20 protein-coding genes and 1 pseudogene are annotated in these 20,269 nt (G+C 71.8%); 10 read left to right on the top strand and 11 right to left on the bottom strand.

The window, feature by feature from the left end:
- Positions 1-7 precede the first annotated feature (7 nt).
- The 3 genes from G3I19_RS08605 to G3I19_RS08615 form a co-directional block, all read right to left on the bottom strand.
- Complete coding sequence (locus G3I19_RS08605; protein ID WP_164261526.1) at positions 8-733, bottom strand: peptidase; 726 nt, start codon at positions 731-733, stop codon at positions 8-10.
- A gap of 180 nt (positions 734-913) precedes the next feature.
- Positions 914-1,405, bottom strand: coding sequence for an ATP-binding protein (locus G3I19_RS08610; protein WP_164261528.1), 492 nt, complete (start codon positions 1,403-1,405; stop codon positions 914-916).
- Positions 1,406-1,522: 117 nt separating this feature from the next.
- Positions 1,523-1,891 carry an STAS domain-containing protein gene (locus G3I19_RS08615; protein WP_164261531.1) on the bottom strand — a complete coding sequence of 123 codons (369 nt, stop codon included), beginning with the start codon at positions 1,889-1,891 and terminating at the stop codon, positions 1,523-1,525.
- A gap of 236 nt (positions 1,892-2,127) precedes the next feature.
- On the opposite strand from G3I19_RS08615, the gene G3I19_RS08620 reads away from it, so the two are divergent.
- Positions 2,128-3,021, top strand: coding sequence for an RNA polymerase sigma factor SigF (locus G3I19_RS08620; protein ID WP_203599341.1), 894 nt, complete (start codon positions 2,128-2,130; stop codon positions 3,019-3,021).
- Between the two features lie 167 nt (positions 3,022-3,188).
- On the opposite strand, the gene hutI is transcribed toward G3I19_RS08620, so the two are convergent.
- Genes hutI through hutU form a run of 4 tightly spaced genes read right to left on the bottom strand, consistent with a single transcriptional unit; the run spans position 3,189 to position 8,621 of the window.
- Positions 3,189-4,367 (bottom strand): imidazolonepropionase, encoded by a 1,179-nt coding sequence (hutI, locus tag G3I19_RS08625; RefSeq protein WP_164261534.1) that lies wholly within the window; start codon positions 4,365-4,367, stop codon positions 3,189-3,191.
- 32 nt (positions 4,368-4,399) lie between these two features.
- The gene (locus G3I19_RS08630; protein WP_164261536.1) at positions 4,400-5,749 is read right to left on the bottom strand and encodes a formimidoylglutamate deiminase; all 1,350 of its coding nucleotides are present in this window, start codon (positions 5,747-5,749) and stop codon (positions 4,400-4,402) included.
- Complete coding sequence (locus tag G3I19_RS08635) at positions 5,740-6,939, bottom strand: allantoate amidohydrolase (protein WP_203599342.1); 1,200 nt, start codon at positions 6,937-6,939, stop codon at positions 5,740-5,742. Before G3I19_RS08635 ends, G3I19_RS08630 begins: the two co-directional genes overlap by 10 nt.
- 17 nt (positions 6,940-6,956) lie before the next feature.
- Positions 6,957-8,621: a urocanate hydratase gene (gene hutU, locus G3I19_RS08640; RefSeq protein ID WP_164261539.1), complete on the bottom strand. Its 1,665-nt coding sequence runs from the start codon at positions 8,619-8,621 to the stop codon at positions 6,957-6,959.
- A 304-nt stretch (positions 8,622-8,925) separates the two neighbouring features.
- Here hutU and G3I19_RS08645 point away from each other — a divergent pair, with 304 nt between their 5' ends.
- The 4 genes from G3I19_RS08645 (at position 8,926) to G3I19_RS08660 (ending at position 11,154) form a co-directional block, all read left to right on the top strand.
- Positions 8,926-9,423 (top strand): hypothetical protein, encoded by a 498-nt coding sequence (locus G3I19_RS08645; RefSeq protein WP_164261541.1) that lies wholly within the window; start codon positions 8,926-8,928, stop codon positions 9,421-9,423.
- Positions 9,423-10,229, top strand: a complete 807-nt coding sequence (locus G3I19_RS08650; protein ID WP_164261543.1) for a DUF4388 domain-containing protein — start codon at positions 9,423-9,425, stop codon at positions 10,227-10,229. The genes G3I19_RS08645 and G3I19_RS08650 overlap by 1 nt, the downstream gene beginning before the upstream one ends.
- A gap of 38 nt (positions 10,230-10,267) precedes the next feature.
- Positions 10,268-10,690 carry a roadblock/LC7 domain-containing protein gene (locus G3I19_RS08655; RefSeq protein ID WP_164261546.1) on the top strand — a complete coding sequence of 141 codons (423 nt, stop codon included), beginning with the start codon at positions 10,268-10,270 and terminating at the stop codon, positions 10,688-10,690.
- An 89-nt stretch (positions 10,691-10,779) separates the two neighbouring features.
- Positions 10,780-11,154: a hypothetical protein gene (locus G3I19_RS08660; RefSeq protein ID WP_164261549.1), complete on the top strand. Its 375-nt coding sequence runs from the start codon at positions 10,780-10,782 to the stop codon at positions 11,152-11,154.
- A gap of 10 nt (positions 11,155-11,164) precedes the next feature.
- Here the strand turns inward: G3I19_RS08660 and G3I19_RS08665 are convergent, their stop codons facing one another.
- The 3 genes from G3I19_RS08665 to G3I19_RS08675 form a co-directional block, all read right to left on the bottom strand.
- The gene (locus G3I19_RS08665; protein WP_164261552.1) at positions 11,165-11,704 is read right to left on the bottom strand and encodes a hypothetical protein; all 540 of its coding nucleotides are present in this window, start codon (positions 11,702-11,704) and stop codon (positions 11,165-11,167) included.
- A 324-nt stretch (positions 11,705-12,028) separates the two neighbouring features.
- Positions 12,029-12,865, bottom strand: a complete 837-nt coding sequence (locus tag G3I19_RS08670) for a MurR/RpiR family transcriptional regulator (RefSeq protein WP_164261580.1) — start codon at positions 12,863-12,865, stop codon at positions 12,029-12,031.
- Between the two features lie 91 nt (positions 12,866-12,956).
- Positions 12,957-14,453, bottom strand: a complete 1,497-nt coding sequence (locus G3I19_RS08675; protein ID WP_164261554.1) for an aromatic amino acid ammonia-lyase — start codon at positions 14,451-14,453, stop codon at positions 12,957-12,959.
- 138 nt (positions 14,454-14,591) lie between these two features.
- Between G3I19_RS08675 and G3I19_RS08680 the strand changes: the two genes are divergently transcribed.
- Genes G3I19_RS08680 through G3I19_RS08695 form a run of 4 tightly spaced genes read left to right on the top strand, consistent with a single transcriptional unit; the run spans position 14,592 to position 18,044 of the window.
- Positions 14,592-15,767, top strand: coding sequence for an ABC transporter ATP-binding protein (locus tag G3I19_RS08680; RefSeq protein ID WP_164261558.1), 1,176 nt, complete (start codon positions 14,592-14,594; stop codon positions 15,765-15,767).
- Positions 15,764-16,423 (top strand): ABC transporter permease, encoded by a 660-nt coding sequence (locus tag G3I19_RS08685; RefSeq protein WP_164261560.1) that lies wholly within the window; start codon positions 15,764-15,766, stop codon positions 16,421-16,423. The genes G3I19_RS08680 and G3I19_RS08685 overlap by 4 nt, the downstream gene beginning before the upstream one ends.
- A 3-nt stretch (positions 16,424-16,426) precedes the next feature.
- Positions 16,427-17,098, top strand: coding sequence for an ABC transporter permease (locus G3I19_RS08690; protein WP_164261564.1), 672 nt, complete (start codon positions 16,427-16,429; stop codon positions 17,096-17,098).
- 16 nt (positions 17,099-17,114) lie between these two features.
- Positions 17,115-18,044, top strand: coding sequence for an ABC transporter substrate-binding protein (locus G3I19_RS08695; RefSeq protein WP_164261566.1), 930 nt, complete (start codon positions 17,115-17,117; stop codon positions 18,042-18,044).
- 272 nt (positions 18,045-18,316) lie between these two features.
- Here G3I19_RS08695 and G3I19_RS08700 read toward each other — a convergent pair whose 3' ends face one another.
- On the bottom strand, positions 18,317-19,333 hold the full coding sequence (locus tag G3I19_RS08700; protein ID WP_164261568.1) for a LacI family DNA-binding transcriptional regulator: 1,017 nt from the start codon (positions 19,331-19,333) through the stop codon (positions 18,317-18,319).
- 326 nt (positions 19,334-19,659) lie between these two features.
- On the opposite strand from G3I19_RS08700, the pseudogene G3I19_RS08705 reads away from it, so the two are divergent.
- A pseudogene (locus tag G3I19_RS08705) lies at positions 19,660-20,269 on the top strand (amidohydrolase); the annotation flags it as partial.

A 20,269-nucleotide genomic window follows, 5' to 3' on the forward strand; every position in this document is an offset into this window, starting at 1 on the left:
GCAGGTCTCACGCGGACCGCTGGCCCCGCCTGGTCAGCCACAGCACCCCCGCGGCCCCGCTGAGCAGCACGGTCCCGCCGAGCGTGCCGAGCGCCATCGTCGAGTCGAGCGGCCCGGTCTTCGGCAGGCTGCCGCCCGATGTGCTCGACGTACCGGAGCCACCGCTCGTACTGCCGCCGGCGGATCCGCCGGTGGAGCCGCTGCCTCCGCTCGTACCGCCGCCGCCCGATCCGGCGACCGTCAGCTCCAGTGAGGGCTTGGGGCTGTTGGACGGGGTGCAGGTGGTGGTCGTACCGAGCGCCTTGATGGTCAGCGTCGACGCGGTGAAGGTGACCTTGCCGCTCTTCTTGGGCGTGTAGGTGCCCGACAGGTCGCTGATCTTGATGGGTGAGTTGGCGGGTATGGCCGCCGAGTTGGTCGCGCCCGAGACCGGGACCGTCCCGCTCTCGGCGCCGCCCAGCTTGATGAGCGCGCTGGGCTTCATGGCTCCCTTGCCCAGTTCGACCGGGCTGGACGAGACGCCCTTCTGGAAGGACATGGTGAGGGTGTAGCCGCTGCCGCTCTTGACGCCCTTGATGTCGATGGGCGAGACGGCTCCCTTGTTCCCGATCGGCGTTTTGCACTGGTAGTTGACGTCCACTACGTCGGCCTGGGCTGCCGGTGCGGTCATCAGCACCACCGAGCCCGCGACGGCCGCCGCCAGCGCAAACGCTGTCCGCTTCTGGTACGACACCTCGAAACCCCTTATGCCGGATGCCGCCGCTAAGTTACTGACGACACATCAGATTGGGCGCTCAAGGTACGCCGGAGCCCTTGCCGAGGGAAGACAAAGAGCGCACCGGATCGGTGCGCTCTGGGGAAGGGGGAAGAGAAGGGGTACGGAGGGAGAGCGGACGGGGCGTCGCCGCCGTCCCTACGCCGGTGCGGCCAGCTCGGCCCAGACCATCTTGCCGGGTGTGCCCGGGGTGCGGACCACGCCCCAGTCGAGGCAGAGCCGCTCCACGATGAACATGCCGTGCCCGCCGGGCCGGCCCGCCCGGTGCGGGCTGCGCGGTGCGGGCTGGCCCGCGCCGCGGTCGACGACTTCGAGGCGGAGCACCTTCTGCCCGTACGAGACGCGGAGTTCCTCGGGGCCCTCGGCGTGCAGGCACGCGTTGGTGACCAGCTCGGACACGACCAGCAGGACGTCCTCCGCCGCGGCACGGCGGTCGGCGCTCTCAGCGGGCAGCCAGGCCCAGTCGTAGAGCGCCTGGCGCGTGAAATCACGCGCCAGCGGAACGATGCCGCTCGCGCTCAGCAGGGAGAGCGTGCGACTGCGGCCTTCGGCGGACACGGTAAAGGCTGGTCCGGCGCCGTCGCGCTCGGGGCCGAGGTCCCCCGGCGGCTGCTGCCGGGTGGTGCTCATCAGCGCTTCACCTCACCGATTCACCAGTTCAAAAAAGTCAGCGGTACAGAGATTGCGGAGGGACTCCTGCCCTGCTTAATGGTGACAACACTCATTTCTTTCTACAGAGTGTGCGGATCAGTCGCGCAGCGCATCTTCAAGAGAATCGTGCACGGTGAAGACCGCCTCGGCACCTGTGATCTCGAACACCCTGGCCACCACGGGAAGCATCCCGGCCAGATGAACCCCTCCCCCGGCGGCCTCCGCCTTGAGGCGGGCCCCGAGGAGCACATTCAGCCCCGTCGAGTCGCAGAACTCCAGCTGGGAGCAGTCGATGACCAGCCTCGACCGGCCCTGCTCCAGCGCCTTGTCCAGCGGCTCACTCAGCAATCCGGCCGTGTGGTGATCCAGCTCACCCGCCGGAGTCACGACCTCGCTCGGGCCCGCGGACCTGACTTCGACCCGAAGCCGGCCCCGGTTCGTGCTGCCGACCGTCCCGCGGTCCATGTCCGTCCCTCTTCGCCGTGTTGGAGATGTCGCTGACGTGCGACGAAGACTACGCCTTCCGCACGCCGACCGGTAGCCGAACAACCCCAACGAACCGTAATAATACGGACATTTAACACTTGCGCTTGTGCATCCCGAGCCGATAGGGGTAGTAGCGACAACATTCGAACATGGCCGGCTTTGGAGGCGCCGCTACACCGCTGAACACAGGCATCGGCAGCCATATGCCGAGAACCATGGAGGACACCATGTCACCCCAGCTCGACGAATCCCGCAGCGATACGTCGACTGCACGTCCTACCCCGTCCGACCCGATCGAGTCCGGGATCGAGGATTTTCCTGAGATCCCGCCGTACGGCGAAGTGGGTCCGCTGGACGCCAGGGCACTGTCGAAGACGCTGTTCTCGCGGCTGGAGTCCCTCGAAGAGGGAACGCACGAGTACGCGTATGTCCGCAACACGCTCGTCGAGCTCAACCTGGCCCTGGTCAAGTTCGCCGCCTCCCGGTTCCGCTCGCGCAGCGAACCGATGGAAGACATCATCCAGGTCGGCACGATCGGCCTGATCAAGGCGATAGACCGCTTCGAGCTCAGCAGGGGCGTGGAATTCCCCACGTTCGCGATGCCGACGATCATCGGCGAGATCAAGCGGTTCTTCCGCGACACGTCCTGGTCGGTGCGGGTGCCGCGGCGTCTCCAGGAGCTCCGCCTCGACCTCGCCAAGGCGGGCGACGAGCTCGCTCAGCAGCTCGACCGCGCCCCGACCGTGGCGGAGCTCGCCGCGCGCCTCGACCTGACCAAGGAAGAGGTCGTCGAGGGCATGGCGGCGAGCAACGCGTACACCGCGAGCTCGCTCGACGCCCAGCCCGAGGAGGACGAGTCCGAGGGCGCGCTGGCCGACCGGATCGGCTACGAGGACCACGACCTCGAAGGCGTCGAGTACATCGAGTCGCTCAAGCCCCTCATAGCCGGGCTCCCCGCGCGCGACCGGCAGATCCTGTCGCTGCGCTTCGTCGCCAACATGACGCAGTCGGAGATCGGCGACGAGCTGGGTATCTCGCAGATGCATGTGTCGCGGCTGCTGTCGCGCACCCTGGTGAAGCTGCGCAAGGGGCTGACCCTGGAGCAGTGAAGCGCCGCCGCGAGGAGCGTACGTCCGGCACACCGGCCGGACAGCGCCTCGGCGGAAGAGCCGGTCCCGCTCGTCGGGACCGGCTCTTCCGCGTCCGGCACCCGCACGCGGGCGCGCATGCGTGAGCCCCGGCCGCCGCGTGCGGCCGGGGCTCACGGACGACGGGTTCAGACCACCCGGGCTCCGCGCTGCCACACGCCCGAGACCAGGGGTACGCCCGGCCGGTAGGCGAGGTGGACGTGGGAAGGGGCGTCGAGCAGGGTCAGGTCGGCCCTGGCGCCCGGTACGAGCCGGCCGATGTCCGTACGGCGCAGGGCCCGCGCGCCGCCCGCTGTGGCCGCCCAGAGCGCCTCGTCCGGGGTCATCCCCATGTCACGTACCGCCAGGGCGATACAGAACGGCATGGAGGACGTGAACGACGAGCCCGGGTTGCAGTCCGTGGAGAGCGCGACGGTCGCTCCGGCGTCCAGGAGACGGCGGGCGTCCGGCCAGGCGGCGCGGGTGGAGAACTCGGCGCCGGGCAGCAGCGTGGCGACGGTGTCGCCGTCGGCCAGCGCCGTGACGTCCTCGTCGGTGAGATGGGTGCAGTGGTCGGCCGACGCGGCGTCCAGCTCGACGGCGAGCTGGACCCCCGGGCCGTAGCTGAGCTGGTTGGCGTGGACGCGCGGGTGCAGGCCCCTGGCCATGCCGGCGGTGAGGATCGCGCGGGCCTGGTCGCCGTCGAAGGCGCCCTTCTCGCAGAACACGTCGACCCAGCGGGCGTGCGGGGCGCAGGCGTCCAGCATCGGACCGGTGACCAGACCGACGTATCCGGCCGGGTCGTCGGCGTACTCGGGCGCCACGATGTGCGCGCCCAGGTAGGTGACCTCGTCGGTGTGGCGGGCCGCGACCCGCAGGGCCCGCGCCTCGTCCTCGACGGTCAGGCCGTAGCCGGACTTCGTCTCCAGGGTCGTGGTGCCCTGGCGGAGCGCCTCGTGGAGGTACGCCGCGACGTTCGCCGAGAGCTGCTCGTCGGTGGCCGTGCGGGTGGCGGCGACCGTGGTGCGGATACCGCCCGCCGAGTAACTGCGGCCCGACATGCGCGCGTTGAACTCGGCCGTCCGGTCGCCCGCGAAGACCAGGTGGGAGTGCGAGTCGACGAACCCCGGGATCACCGCCCGGCCGCCCGCGTCGACCGCGTTGTCAGTGGCGGGTGCTTTGCTGGATTCACCGACCCAGGCAATGCGGTCGCCGTCGATGACGAGCGCCGCGTCCTGGATCAGACCGAGCGGGGATCCGTCCCCGAGGGAGGGGTCGTTGGTGACCAGACTGCCGATGTGGGTGAGGGCGGTGGCGGGGTTCGTCATCGCGTTGTGCTCCTCCGGATACGGGTTCGGGGTCAGGGGCGCAGCGCCGCGATGGACTCGGCCAGCGCGTGCGGGACGTCCGGCACCAGGGCGTGGACTCCGTCGCGTACGACATGGCGGCCGCCCACGACCGTGTGGCGTACGTCGGCCGCGGAGCCGGCGAATACGGCGGTCTCCGCTCCGAGGTGCGGTACGGGGCCCGCTGTTCTGACCGTGTCGAGCGCGATCGTCGTGAGGTCGGCGAGCGCGCCGGTCTCGATGGCACCGCCGTCGGACCAGCCGAGCGCGTTGTAGCCGTCCGCGGTGGCCGCGCGCAGCAGGGCCGCCGCCGTCCAGTGGCCACGGGTGCGCGAGCGCAGCCGTTCGTCGAGCTCCATGGCGCGCGCCTCTTCGAGGATGTCGATCACGGCATGGCTGTCGCTGCCCAGGGAGAGCGGGCTGCCCGCGTGCTGCAGCCGGACGGCGGGGCCGATGCCGTCGGCGAGGTCGCGTTCGGTGGTGGGGCACATACAGGTGCCGGTCTCCGAGGAGCCCAGCAGACTGATGTCCTCGTCGGTGAGATGGGTGTTGTGGACGCCGACGGTGCGGGGGCCGAGCACTCCGTGGTCGGCGAGCAGCCGGGTGGGGGTACAGCCGTGCGCCGCCAGACAGGATTCGTTCTCGGCGGTCTGCTCCGAGAGGTGGACGTGCAGCGGGGCCTGCCGTTCCTCGGCCCAGGCGGCGACGGTGGCGAGCTGGTTGGCCGGGACGGCGCGTACGGAGTGGACGGCCGCGCCGATCCTTGCGTGGTCGCGGTCCTTGAGCAGGGAGGCCCGCTCGGCCCAGCTCTGCGCCGAGCCGTCGGAGAAACGCCGCTGGTGCTTCTCGGGCTCCGCGCTGCGGTATTTGTCGATCATCCCGGACGCCAGGTAGGCGGTGTCGAGGAGTGTGATGCGGACGCCCGCGTCGGCCGCAGCGGCGATCAGTGCCTCGCCCATCGCGTTCGGGTCGTCGTAGGGGGCGCCGCCCGGCGTGTGGTGCACATAGTGGAATTCGCCGACCACGGTGATCCCGGCCATCGCCATCTCGGCGTACACGGCGCGGGCGAGCGCGTGGTAGGTGTCCGGGGTCAGCCGGCAGGCCACGCCGTACATCACGTCGCGCCAGGTCCAGAAGGTGCCGGAGCCGACCTGGGCCGCGGACCGCAGGGCGCGGTGGAAGGCGTGGCTGTGGGCGTTCGCCAGGCCGGGGAGGGTCAGGCCGCGCAGGGCGGTCGCACCGGGCGGCGGCGCCGGTACCTCCTTGCGGACGGCTGTGATCCGGCCCTGGTCGGTCTCCAGGACGACGCCCGGCTCGACATGTGTGCCGAGCCAGGCGTGCTCCAGCCAGTACGTCACCTGCACGCCAGGCCCTCCAGTACATCGGCGAGTGCGGTCACCCCGGCCAGGCAGTCGTCCTCACCGGCGGTCTCCGCCGGTGAGTGCGAGACACCCGTGGGGTTGCGTACGAACAGCATGGCGGTCGGGACGGACGCGGAGAGGATCCCGGCGTCGTGTCCCGCGCCCGTTCCGAGAACGGGCACCGTACTGCCGTCACCGCCGAGGATCTTGGCGAGCTCGTCACGCAGGGCGTGCTCGAACTCGACGACGGGGGTGAAGGACTCCCGGGTGACGCGTACGTCCACGCCGTCCCGCTCGCCCCGTTCCCTGGCCGCCTGCTCGATACCGGCGATGACCGTGTCCAGGGTGGACTGGTCGGCGGCGCGCGAGTCGAGCCAGCCGCGCACCAGGGAGGGGATCGCATTGACACCGTTCGGCTCGACGGAGACCTTGCCGAAGGTGGCCACGGCGCCCGCGAGTTCCGCCTGGCGGCGGGCGGCGATGACCGTCTCGGCGTACGTCAGCATCGGGTCGCGGCGGTCCACCAGACGGGTCGTGCCCGCGTGGTTGGCCTCGCCGTGGAAGTCGTACCGCCAGCGGCCGTGCGGCCAGATCGCGGAGGCGATACCGACCGGGGCGCCGCTGAGGTCGAGGGCGCGCCCCTGCTCCACATGGAGCTCGACGAAGGCCCCGATACGGGCGAGCCGCTGCGGGTCGGCGCCGATGGCCGCCGGGTCGTACCCGGCCTGCTCCATGGCGTCGGGCAGCGAGACACCCGCGCCGTCCTTCAGCTGGTGGGCCCGGTCGACGGTGAGCTGCCCCGCGGTGAGCCGGGAGCCGACGCAGGCGAGCCCGAAGCGTGCGCCTTCCTCGTCACCGAAGTTGCTGATCGCCAGCGGCCTGGTGAACTCGGCTCCCCTGCTGCGGAGTTCGTCCAGCGCCGCGAAGGAGGAGACCACACCGAGGGGGCCGTCGAAGGCGCCGCCGTCCGGTACGGAGTCCAGGTGCGAGCCGGTGACGACGGCGTCGGTGCCCAGCGGGTCGCCGAGCCAGGCCCACTGGTTGCCGTTGCGGTCGAGTTCGTAGCTGAGGCCGCGGGCCAGCGCCTGGTCCTTGAACCAGGCGCGGCAGTCGGCGTCGGCAGCGGTCCAGGCGTACCTGCGGTACCCGCCGGAGTCGGAGCTGCGGCCGATGGGCAGCAGCTCCGCCCACATCTCGTGGAACGAGGAGGTCACTGCTGCCCGCCCTCGCGCATCGGCACCCGGACGCCGCGCTCGTCGGCCACCCGCTCGGCGATGTCGTATCCGGCGTCGACGTGGCGGATGACGCCCATGCCCGGGTCGTTGGTGAGCACCCGGCGGATCTTCTCGCCCGCGAGTGCGGTGCCGTCGGCGACCGAGACCTGTCCGGCGTGGATGGAGCGGCCCATGCCGACCCCGCCGCCGTGGTGGATGGAGACCCAGGAGGCACCGGAGGCGACGTTGACCATGGCGTTGAGCAGCGGCCAGTCGGCGATGGCGTCGGAGCCGTCGAGCATGGCCTCGGTCTCGCGGTACGGAGAGGCGACGGAGCCGCAGTCGAGGTGGTCGCGGCCGATGGCCAGCGGGGCGGCGAGGGTGCCGTCGGCGACCATGTCGTTGAAGCGGGCACCGGCCTTGTCGCGCTCGCCCTGGCCGAGCCAGCAGATGCGGGCGGGCAGGCCCTGGAAGTGGACGCGCTCACCGGCCATCTTGATCCAGCGGTGCAGCGACTCGTTCTCGGGGAAGAGCTCCAGGAGCGCCTTGTCGGTCTTGTGGATGTCCGAGGCTTCGCCGGAGAGCGCGGCCCAGCGGAACGGGCCCTTGCCCTCGCAGAAGAGCGGGCGGATATAGGCGGGCACGAAGCCGGGGAAGTCGAACGCCCGGGCGTATCCGGCCAGCTGGGCCTCACCGCGGATGGAGTTGCCGTAGTCGAAGACCTCGGCTCCGGCGTCCATGAAGCCGACCATCGCCTCGACGTGCCGGGCCATCGACTCACGGGCGCGCTGGGTGAAGTCGGCGGGCTTCTCGGCGGCGTACGCGGCCATGTCGTCGAAGTCGACGCCGACCGGGAGGTAGGCGAGCGGGTCGTGGGCGGAGGTCTGGTCCGTCACGATGTCGACCGGCGCGCCTTCGGCGAGCATCCGGGGCAGCAGCTCAGCTGCGTTGCCCAGGAGGCCGATGGAGAGCGGCTTACGGGCGTCGCGTGCCTCGACGGCGAGCTGGAGCGCGTGCTCCAGCGAGTTCGCCCGGACGTCCAGGAAGCGGTGCTCGATACGGCGCTCGATGGCGCGCGGGTCGACGTCGATGCAGATCGCGACGCCGTCGTTCATCGTCACGGCGAGCGGCTGGGCGCCGCCCATGCCGCCGAGTCCCGCGGTGAGCGTGATGGTCCCGGCGAGCGTGCCGTTGAAGCGCTTGGCCGCGACGGCGGCGAAGGTCTCGTAGGTGCCCTGGAGGATGCCCTGGGTGCCGATGTAGATCCAGGAGCCGGCCGTCATCTGGCCGTACATGGTGAGCCCGAGTGCTTCGAGCCGCCGGAACTCCTCCCAGTTGGCCCAGTCGCCCACCAGGTTGGAGTTGGCGATCAGCACCCGCGGTGCCCACTCGTGGGTCTGCATCACGCCGACCGGGCGCCCGGACTGGACGAGCATCGTCTCGTCCTGCTTGAGGGTCTGCAGGGTGCGCACCATGGCGTCGAAGGAGCGCCAGTCGCGGGCCGCCTTGCCGGTGCCGCCGTAGACGACGAGCTTGTCGGGGTGCTCGGCGACCTCCGGGTCCAGGTTGTTCTGGAGCATGCGCAGGGCGGCCTCCTGCTGCCATCCCAGGGCGCTCAGCTCCGTACCGCGCGGTGCCCGTACCGGCCGGGGTCCTGACATGGTTGCCTCCTCGATCCCACACTATTGCATGAACTATTCACATCCTGACGCTCTGAATAGAGCTAGTCAATACGCTCGGGCACCCCGCCTCGCCCCGGGGACCGGAATGGCTGGATCGCGCACCCCCGGGACGGCTGGATCACCCGGCCTCCGGAAAGGGGGCGCGGACTCTAATCCCGCCGGGCATGTTCCGCTGGAAAATGCCAGAACTCCCCTCAGGGGGCTGAACGTTGCGTAACTTGGCCGTCACTGCCGCACGGCCGCCCCCGCGGCCACGCGCACCACGCTGGGAGGGGAGTTCCGCGTGCCCGGAATCGACGAGTGTCTGCTGGAAGCCATGCGGCTGCCCGGCTCCCGCGGTGCCGCCGTGGTCGACTGGACCAGCGGGCTCGCACTCGGCACCATCGGCGAGTCGCCGAACAACGACCACGAGGCGACCGCGGCCGAGACCGCGGAGCTGGCCCGGATGGCCGCGGAGCACCAGGCATTCGCCCCGGACCCCACCACCACTGCGGCGGACGTACCGGCGGACGGGCCGGCGAACGTAGCGGCGGACGTACCGGCCGGCGGCGACGAACCACCCGGCGCATCGGCTCCCGCCGTCGCAACTCCCGCCGCACCAGCGGGCCTTCCGGTCGAGGACGTCATCGTCACCAACCGCACCGGCTACCACATCCTGCGCTTCGTCGAGACGACCTTCGACAGCAGCGTCTTCCTGCACCTCTGGCTCGACCGCGACGAGGGAAATCTGGCGCTCGCCCGATTACGGCTGCGGGACCTGGCCGAGCGACTGGTGCTGTGATGACCGCCGCGGGCGGTCCCAGACCCCCGGCCGGACCTCCCGGCGTCTCGCCGATGCTCGTCCGGCTCGCGGGCGAACGCGCCACCGGCGCGCTGCTGCGGGACCGCGGCACCCTCTATCTGGTCGACGGGCAGGTGGTGCACGCCGAGAGCCCGGCCGCCCCCGGCATAGACGTCCTGCTGACCACATCGGGGCTGCTGCGCCCCGAAGGGTGGCGGCAGGCCCTGGACCGGGCCGGGGCCCACGGCCGGGTCGGCCGGTTCCTGGTCGAGAGCGGCCAGGTCGCGGACGGTGAGCTGGAGATCTGCCATCTCGGCGCCCTGCACGACGCGGCGTACTTCGCACTCGCCCCCAGCAGCGGCCCCACCCGCTTCCGCTACGGCGTCGCCCACTGGATCGGCCCCGTGCACCCGGTACCGGCCGACGCCGTGGGGCGGGAGGCCGCCCGCCGCCGGGAACTGCTCGACCGGCTCTGGCCGTACCCGGACATCGACACCGCCCCGGTCGTACGGGCCCCGAGCCACCCCGACACCCCGGTCACCCCGCGCCAGCGCGCCGTGCTCGACCTGGCGGACGGGGTCCGTACCCCGCCCGGCATCGCACGGGCGCTGGGCCGCCCGGCCTTCCACACCCTCGTCGACGTCCGCAGGCTGGCAGCCGCCGGTGCCGTCGAGACCCCGCGCGCGCCCGCACCGCGGACGTCCGCGGTGCCAGCCCGGTTCGCCGACGCGGTCGCCGGTGTGTCGCCCGACCCGGATGTCGCCCTGCTCCGCCGGCTGCGCGACGCATTGGAGGCCACGCTGTGATCCGCGCTCTGCGGCAGCGCGCCGAGAGGAGACAACTGATGTCCGCGGAGGCCGAAGTGCTGGACGAGCTGCGCCGGCTGAGAGCCCGGGTGCCCCTGATCAGCGGAGCGCTCGCGGCCAGCGCCGACGGTCTCGTGCTGGCGCAGGACACCACGTCGGCCGAGGGCGAGTCCGTCGCCGCGCTCACCGCTGCGGCGCTCGGCGTCGCACAGCGGCTGACCGAGACGACGGGCCAGGGCGCCTTCCGTGAGCTGCTGGTCCGCGGCGAGCACGGCTATGTGGCGACGTACGCGGCAGGCCCGTCCGCCGTGCTCACCCTGCTCGCCCAGCCCCGTATCAACGTGGGCCGGCTGCATCTGGAGGCCCGCAGGTCGAGCACCCGGATCGGTGAGCTGGTCGACGGCGCCCTCGACCGGACGGAGAGCCCACGGCCGCAGAGCCCACGAGCGGAGAGCCCATGACCGGCAAGCCTCCCTCCCGTACCCGTACCCGTACGACACCGCGAACGACCCGTTCCGCCACCCACAGGAAGAAAGGAAGTGCGCCTCCCATGGCGAACACCGAAACCGCACTCAAGGACGCGATGAGCTCGATCGAGGGCACCATCGGCGTGGCCCTCGTCGACTACACCAGCGGCATGGCCCTCGGCACGCTCGGCGGCGGCAAGGACCTCGATCTGGCCGTGGCCGCCGCCGGGAACACGGATGTGGTGCGTGCCAAGGTGCGGACCATGGAACACCTCGGGCTCAAGGACGAGATCGAGGACATCCTGATCACACTGGGCGGGCAGTACCACCTGATCCGGCTGCTCAAGGGGCGCGGGAACAACGGCCTGTTCCTCTATCTGGCGCTGGACAAGTCCCGGTCGAACCTCGCGATGGCCCGTCACCAGCTGAAGAAGATCGAAGCCGATCTGGAGGTGTGAGCCGGCCGCGTCAGCGGCGCCGTGCCCCGCCGGGTGCGGCGTCGCCCGCGAGGACGCCCGTCGAGCTGTAGCCCTTGACCGGCTTCCCCGCGGGGCCCCGCGCGATCCAGTCGGTACGGACCCAGAAGAGGACGTCGTCCGCGCGTTCGCGGCGGCCGAGCCGTACCGCCTTGAGCCAGAGCCCGGCGCCCGCTCCGGCGAGCGTCAGCCCGCCGGCGGCCGGGAGGGCGAACGACGAGCCGAGCGCCGCGACGAAGGCCACGAGCAGCCACCAGCGGTGGGCGCGCCGCCAGTTCCGTACGGTCACGGCGCGGTCCTGGAGGAAGTCCGACCGGCCCGCCCGCGAGGGCGACTTCGACAGATGGACGAAGCGGCGGCCACGGACCAGGGCGACCACCGCGCAGGTGAACAGTGCGAGCGCCGCCCCGGCCAGGAGGCCGATCCTGCGCCCGGTCAGCCCTGGGAGCAGCGCCCCGGCCGCCGCGGCCACCAGCCCCAGCCACCACAGCGGCGCGGCCCCGGCGCGTACCAGCACCGCGACCCGCGCCACGGTCCGCGGCCGGCCCTTCCCCGGCCGGCCGGGCCGCCCCGACCGCCGGTCCTGATCCTGTGTCCGCCCCTGTGCCTGATCCTGCGCCCGCCGCCGCGTCTGCGCCTGTCCCCGCGTCTGCGTCTGCGCTCTGCCGCGCCCCACGTCCGTACTCCTTCCGCACGCCTGCTCCGGACCGAGCGGAGATTAGCGACGGTTTCTGAGTACGCCGTGAGAAGCCGCAGAGCGCCGGGCCCGCAGCCCCGCCCCGCGCTCCGGTGCGTCCCCTGCTCCCCTACTCCCCTGCTCCACGAACAGACCCTGCTGCTCCACGAACAGCCCCCGCTACTCCACGAACAGCCCCCGCGCCGCCGCCCGTGTGTCGAACTCCTCCAGGCGCGACTGTGCCTCCGGCAGGTCGTCGCACATCGCCTCCAGGAGTACCCGCCCCAGCAGCATCGGCCCGCACACCGTGTCGAAGGCCAGGCCGGTGCCGACGGCGGCCGGTACCAGGATGTCGCTGTGCCGGGCGACCGGTGCGAAGGCCGAGTCGGCGACCGTCACGACGGTCAGCCCGGCCGACTGCGCGTACGCGAGCGCGTCGACCACCTCACGCGGGTGGCGGGGCAGCGCGAAGCAGAGCAGCACCGTGGCCCCGGCCCGTACCGCGGCGTCGATACGGTCGGCCAGCATCGTGCCGCCCTCGTCGAGCAGCCGGACGTCCCTGTGGACCTTGGCGGCGAAGTACGCGAACCCCCTGGCCTGCGACGATGCGGCGCGCAGCCCCAGTACCGGCAGGGTCGGAGACTGCGCGAGCAGCCGGCCGGCCCGCTCGACCAGCGAGGGATCGGCCAGGACTTCGGCGAGTTGGCGCAGATTCTCCATCTCGGCGTGGACGGCCTGCTGGTACTCGTTGAGGCTGTCGTCGTCCGCCTCGCGCCCGGCCGGTGCGACCTCCCGCAGATGGCGGCGGAGCGCCGGGTAGCCGTCGAAGCCGAGCGCCACCGCGAACCGGGTGACGGACGGCTGGCTGACCCCGGCCAGCTCGGCCAGTTCGACGGAGGAGAGGAAGGGCGCCTCGGCGGCCTGCCGCACCATGCAGTGGGCGATGCGCCGCTGGGTCGGTGTCAGCCGGTGCCCTTCGAAGAGCTGTTGCAGCCGTGCGGCCGGGCTGTCGCTCATGCCGTCGTCCCCCTCAAGTTCCACATCCACATCAGAGTTCATTGAACCGCCCGCGCCGGAGAGCCCTGCACTCCGGCCCCGGGGAACCCCCTCAGAGGTCATTGAACCGGTCGAGCAGCGCGGCCGCGGTCTCGACGTCGTCGGTGAGCGGCCGGTCCGCGACGTCCGGGTCGAGCACCTCGTCCGCCAGGGCGAAGGCGCGGCCGACCGGCAGACCGGGGTCGATCCGCAGCTCGCGCAGGCGCAACGCCCTTATCACGGCGACCAGTTCGCAGCCCACCACATAGCGGTAGACCCGGGCGGCCCGCAGCGCCTGCCGGGCCGCGAGCGACGCGAAGCTGGCCTGCTCCTCGACGCCCCGGGAGAGGACGGCGTGCCCGAGCGAGGCCGGCGCGGACAGGGCGCTCAGCTCACCGAGCGCCGCGCCTGCCGCGTACTCCAGGATCATCACGCCCGACGACGCGGCCTCGCCGTCGGCGAGGAAGGGCCTGAGCCGGGTGAACCCGGGCTCGTTCAGCGCGGAGAGCCGGGAGGTGGAGAGCCGGGCGGTCTGCGTGAGGGCCAGCCTGAAATGGTCGAGCGCCAGGGCGAGTTGGGCCATGTAGAAGCCGCCGTGGTGGTAGGCGGCCGGGCTTTGATTGAGCGCAGTGTCCGCGCGGATCAGCGGGTTCTCGGCCGCCGCGTTGATCTCGACGGCGATGGTGCGCTCCAGCAGGTCGGCCGCGTCCTGTGCGGGTCCGTGGATCTGCGGGACACAGCGGAAGCCGTACGGGTCCTGGATGCGGCCCAGCGGCGGGGTGGGCCGCTCGGGTGCGCCGAGCAAGCGGCGGCTGCGGGCTGCGACGGCGTACGAACCGGGGTGCGGGCGGGCCGCGTGCACCGGCTCCGCGTACGCCTCGAACGAGCCGTCCACGGCGAGCAGCGACAGCGCGGCCACCATCTGTGTGGCGTCGACCAGGCCGCGCAGTTCGTCGAGCGCGAGGGCGGCCTGGCCGAGGGTGAGGGCGTTGCTGCTGATCAGGGCGAGGGCGTCGTTGTTGTCGAGGCGCAGCGCCGCGGGCGGCGGGCCGCCCTGCCAGGGGTGCTCGCCGGCCAGGGCGAGGCCCATCTGGGCGAGGGCCGCGATGTCGCCGGTCCCGACCGAGCCGAACGCGTTGACCACGGGGTGGGCGCCGGACTCCAGGGCTTCGCAGAGCGCGGTGACGACGGTGGGCCGCAGTCCGGCCCCGCCGGCGAGCAGCTGGTTGGCGCGTACGGCGAGCATGGCCCTGACCTCGTGGCCCGGCAGCGGATCCCCGATGGCCCCGGCGTGCGAGCGCAGCAGCCGCAGTCCGTGGTCGGCGGCTGCGCCGGACGGCACCGACTCGTTACGGTTGGCGCCGACACCCGTGGAGCGGCCGTACACCCGGCCCGACGCGGCGAGCTCACGTGCCGCGTCCCACGACTGTTCAGTACGCTTCATCGCCTCGGTCCCGGGTACGGGCCTGGCCGTGCCGCGGGCGAGCCGGACCACATCGGCGACCGGAAGGGACTCACCGTCGAGGACCACGATGCCGGTCTGGGTATCCACCGTGCGGTACGGCATCATGCGCGAACGCCTCCTTATTCCGACATTCGGTCTTGCCTGCTGGACCTACGTCATCAGTGTTTTAGCGCAGCCCATTGACAAATTATTCAGACACCAAGAACTCTGCATGACCATATGCAGCCGGGCAAGGGATGACCGATGATCAAATTCGACTCCGTGCACAAACGCTTCCCGAACGGCACCACAGCGGTCCACGACCTCAACCTGGACATGCCCGAAGGACAGATCACGGTCCTGGTCGGCTCGTCCGGGTGCGGCAAGACCACCACCCTCCGCATGATCAACCGCATGGTCGACCCGTCGTCGGGGACCATCCGCCTCGCGGACAAGGACATCCTGGAGGCGGACGCCGCCGAGCTGCGGCGCGGCATCGGCTACGTCATCCAGCAGTCCGGGCTGTTCCCGCACCGGACGATCCTGGACAACGTGGCCACCGTCCCGCTGCTGCTCGGCTGGGGCCGCAAGAAGTCCCGCGCCCGCGCGGCGGAGCTGCTGGAGACGGTCGGGCTGACCGCCGACACCGGCAAGCGCTACCCGCACCAGCTCTCCGGCGGGCAGCAGCAGCGCGTCGGCGTGGCCCGCGCGCTCGCGGCCGACCCGCCGGTGCTGCTCATGGACGAGCCGTTCGGCGCGGTGGACCCGGTGGTCCGCACCCAGCTCCAGGACGAGCTGCTGCGGCTGCAGAAGGACCTCAACAAGACCATCGTCTTCGTCACCCACGACATAGACGAGGCCGTCCGGCTCGGCGACCGCATCGCGGTCTTCCGTACCGGCGGCCATCTCGTCCAGTGCGCCGAGCCCGCCGAGCTGCTCGCCCGGCCCGCCGACGACTTCGTGGCGGACTTCCTGGGCGCCGAGCGCGGGCTGAAGCTCCTGTCGCTCTCCACGCTCGCCGGGATACCCCAGACCTCCGCGCCCGTCGTCCGCGCCGACGAGCGAATAACCGCGGCGAAGCGGACCGGCCGCTGGCAGCTGGTGACATCGGCCGACAACAGGCCGCTCGGCTGGCTCGACGCGGACGCGGCCCCGGCGGCCGGGACCGCGGGCGACGCCCCGCTGCTGCCCGTCCGGGCGCTGCGCGACACCGACTCGCTGCTCTCGGCGCTCAACGAGTCCGTCTCGTCCCCGGCCGGGCTCGTGGCCCGGGTGGACGCCGACGGCGCACTGACCGGCGTCACCTCACGCGACGCCATCCACGACCGTGCGGGCGAGGCCCACACGAGCGCCGGAGCCGGCGAAGCCCCCGCGCAGACCGGCGCCACACAGACCGGGACCACGAAGACCGACGCCACGAAGACCGGCACCACCGCATGACCATCGACTGGGGCTGGTTCCCCGACCACACCGGTGAGATGGCCCACCTCACCGCCGACCATCTCTCCACCGCGGTGCCCGCCGTCCTCATCGGCCTGCTGATCGCGCTCCCGCTGGCGGTCATCGCCCACCGGATACGGGCGCTGCGCGGCTTCGTACTCGGCCTCTCGAACATCCTCTACACGATCCCCTCGCTGGCCTTCTTCGTCCTGCTGCTGCCCATCACCGGGCTCACCAGGACCACGGCGATCACCGGACTGACCGCGTACACGCTGGTCGTACTCGTACGGAACACCGTCGAGGGCCTGGACGCGGTGCCCGCCAGGGTGCGCGAGGCGTCCACCGCCATGGGCACCAGGCCGCTGCGCACCCTGCTCACCGTGGAACTGCCGCTGGCGCTCCCGGTGATCATGGCCGGGATCCGGGTCTCCACCGTGATGTCGATCTCGCTGGTGAGCGTCGCCAGCTACATCGGGTACGGCGGCCTCGGCCAGCTCTTCACCGACGGCTTCCAGCGCAACTACCCCACCCCGGTCATCGCCGGTGTGATCCTGACCCTGCTGCTCGCGCTGGTCGCGGACGCGCTGCTCGTCACCGTCCAGTGGCTGTGCACGCCCTGGACCAGGCAGCGCCATTCCATGAAGAGGGGCGCCTGACCCATGCTGGAACTCCTCAAGAACCTCACGTCCTGGCTGACCAGCTCCGCCCAGTGGTCCGGCGACGAAGGCATCGCGCACCGGCTGGTCGAGCACCTCCAGTACTCGCTGCTCGCCACGGTCATCGCGGCCGTCATCGCGCTGCCCATCGGCATGCTGATCGGCCACACCGGGCGCGGCGCCTTCATCGCGGTCAACCTGGCGTCGTTCGGCCGCGCGCTGCCCACCGTCGGCCTGGTGACCCTGGTCTTCCTCGCGGGCGGGCTCTCGATCTGGCCGGTGTACATCTCACTGGTCGCCCTCGCCGTACCGGTGATCATCACCAATACGTACGCGGGCATGGCCGCCGTCGACCCGGAGGTCAAGGACGCGGCGAAGGGCGTGGGGCTCCGCGGCCACCAGGTCCTCTGGCAGGTCGAACTCCCGCTCGCGCTGCCCCTGATCATGACCGGCATCCGGCTGGCGACCGTGCAGGTCGTGGCCACCGCCACCATCGCCGCCTACGTCAGCTTCGGCGGCCTGGGCCGGTACGTATTCGACGGGCTCGCCCAGCGCGATCTGGTGCAGGTGCTCGGCGGCGCGGTGCTCGTCGCCGTCCTGGCCGTCCTCGCCGACCTCGCCCTGGGCGGGGTGCAGCGGCTGCTGCTGCGCGGCCGACCCGACACCGCCCGCTGACTTCCTGGAGACCGAGATGAACCGACGTACCGCACTCACCGCCCTGCTGGCCGGCGCTTCCGCGCCCGTGCTCGCCGCCTGCTCGTCCGGCATCACCTCCCTCAACGGGGACAGCTCGGGCGGCGACGCCGGGAGCAGCTCGGGCGGGCTGGTCATCGGCACCGCCAACTTCACCGAGAACCAGATACTCGGCTACCTCTACGCGGGGGTGCTCAAGTCCGCGGGCATCAAGTCCACGGTCAAACCGAACCTGGGCTCCCGCGAGATCATCGTCCCCGCGCTGAAGGGGGGCGACATCGATCTGCTCCCTGAGTACCAGGGCAGTCTGCTGCTCTATCTGGACAAGAAGGCCACCGAGACGGAGGCGGGCGCGATGCAGAACGCGCTGGCCGCCGTGCTGCCCGCGAGCCTGGAGGTCCTGCCGTACGCGGCGGCCGAGGACCGCGACAGCTTCGCGGTGACGCGTGAGACGGCCGACAAGTACGGGCTGAAGACCCTCGCCGATCTGAAGAAGGCCAACGGGAAGCTGGTGTTCGGGGCTGCGGCCGAGATGAAGAAGCGGGTCGTGGGGGTGGTCGGCCTCAAGGACCAGTACGGCGTGGAGTTCAAGGAGTTCAAGGCGCTGGACTCGTCGGGGCCGCTGGTCAAGGGCGCGCTGAAGAAGGGCGATGTGGACGTCGCCAACGTCTTCACCACGGACGTGGATGTCGCGGCGAACAAGTGGGTCGTCCTGGAGGACCCGAAGCACCTGGTGCCCGCGCAGCACATCGTCCCGCTGATCGCCGCCCGCAAGGCGGACGGCAAGGTCCGCAAGGCACTGGCCCTGCTGGGCAACACGCTGACGACGGACGAGCTGACGAAGCTGAACCGGCTGGTCGACAAGGACAAGAAGGACCCGGACCGGGTCGCGGACGCGTGGCTGAAGCAGCACAGGCTGATGGCGTAACGGGGGCTGCTTCTGCTCGGGGGCGCTGTCCCCGGGCCCCCGGTCCTCAAGCGCCGGACGGGCTTGGTTTTCGAGCCGGGCCGGCGCTTGAGGGCACCGTCGAGCCCGGCCGGCACTTGACGCCACCGTCGAGCCCGGCCGGCGCTTGAGGCCACCGTCAGCCGGGTCGGCGCTTGTGGCCACCATCAAGCCCGGCCGGCGCTTGACGCCACCATCAAGCCCGGCCGGCGCTTGACGCCACCGTCAAGCCCGGCCGGCGCTTAACGCCACCGTCAAGCCGGGCCCGACGGGAGCGCCCCCGCAGCCGACCCGCGCTCCACCAGCCGCGGCGCACACAGGATCCGCTTGCGCCGCACCCGCCGCCCCTCGATCGCCGCCACCGCCAGCCGCGCCGCCTCCGCCGCGATCTCCGCGAGGCCCCAGTCCAGCGTCGTCAGCGGGGGCGTCAGGACCCGGGAGACCGGGTGGTCGTCGAAGCCGACCACCGACAGATCCCGGCCGATCGCGAGGCCCGCTTCGGCGGCCGCCGCGTACACGCCGTAAGCGATCGAGTCCGAGAAGCAGAAGACCGCGGTGGAGCGGCCGCCCACCACCCCGCGCGCGACCCCGGTCGCCTCCCCCAACTCCTGTGCGCACGGCACCACTTCGACATCGAGGCCGAGCCGGTCGGCGGCCTCGCGCACATAGACGTCGGCCGGGCGGTCGGGGGTGCTGGGGCCCGTCGGGGTCAGCACCGTCACCCGGCGGTGGCCGAGCCGCGCCAGATACGTGAGCACCGCGTCGATCCCCGCGCGGTTGTCGAAGAGCACCTCCCCCGCCGTCCTGGCCTGCTGGAGGGAGTCACCGATGGAGACCACCGGCACCGCGTCGGCGATCTTCGCCCAGCCCTCGGCCGAGGGGTCGACGGGCGAGACGAGCAGACCGTCCACCCGCTGGTCGCGGAGCTGCTTGGCGAGGACCAGCTCCCGCGCGGGGTCGCCGCCCGCGTCGAGGATCAGCGCATAGCGGTCCCCCGCGAGCAGTTCGCGCCCTATCGCCGCCATCAGCTGCTGCTGCCAGAGGTCCTGGAGGTCGCCCGCGAGGACGCCGACCATGCTCGTGCGGCCGCTGGCGAGGGCGCGGGCGATCGGGTCCGCCTCATACCCCAGCTCGGCGGCGGCCTTGCGGACCCGCTCCTCGGTCTCCTTGGAGACCTGCTTGCCGCGCAGCGCGTACGAGACGGCGGCAGTGGAGAGGCCGGTGGCCTCTGCCACCTCGCGGAGGGTGGTGCGCTTGCTCGGCCTGGCCATGACGGGAAGCCTACCGGCCGCGTCCGACAGCCCGCCGTGCCAATGGGCACACCGGTGACGCCCGTTCCGGGCCCGTCACGAGCCCCTGCCGGGCCCGCCCGCGGCCCACGCCGGACCGCGTCCCGGCATCCGGCGTTGACACACACCCTCGTTAAGCGTTTCACTGAAGCGCATCACTTAATCGCTTAACAGGCGCGGAGCGGACCGCTCGACAGACCGACCGTCCGACCGTCCGACCGTCCGGCAGACCGCAGACCGCAGACCGCAGACCGCAGACCGCAGACCGCAGACCGCAGACCGCAGACCGCACGACAGAAGGGTGAGCCTTGCTCGCAGACGTCCACCAGCACCTCTGGCCACCGGCCTTCACCGAGCTGCTGCGCGCCCGCACCGCCGCCCCGTACCTCGACGGCTGGACGCTCCACCTGCGAGGAGAGCCGCCGTACGCGGTCGACCCGGCCGATCACGACATCGCGGCCCGCACCGCCCTGGCCCACACCGACGGACTCGGCCTGGCGCTCGTCTCGCTCTCCAGCCCGCTCGGCATCGAATACCTGCCGCCCGCCGAGGCCGGCCCCCTGCTGGCCGCCTTCCACGACGGCGCACTGGCCCTGCCCGCACCCTTCGGGGTCTGGGCATCCGCAGGGCTCGTCGCCCCGGACCCCGAAGCGCTGGCCCGCACCCTGGACCAGGGCTGCGCCGGGCTCCAACTGCCCGCCACCGCACTGCTGGACGAGGCGGGCTGGGCACACTGCGCGCCACTGCTCGACACCCTCGCCCGCGCCGGCAAGCCGCTCTTCGTCCATCCCGGCGCCGCTCCGCCGAGCGACCCCGGCGCCCCGCCGTGGTGGCCTGCGCTGGTGCCGTACGTCCAGCAGCTTCACGCCTCCTGGTTCGCCTTCCGCGCGTTCGGCCGGCCGCGCCATCCCCGGCTGC

This window comes from Streptomyces sp. SID10853, from assembly GCF_010548145.1.
GTDB lineage: Bacteria > Actinomycetota > Actinomycetes > Streptomycetales > Streptomycetaceae > Streptomyces.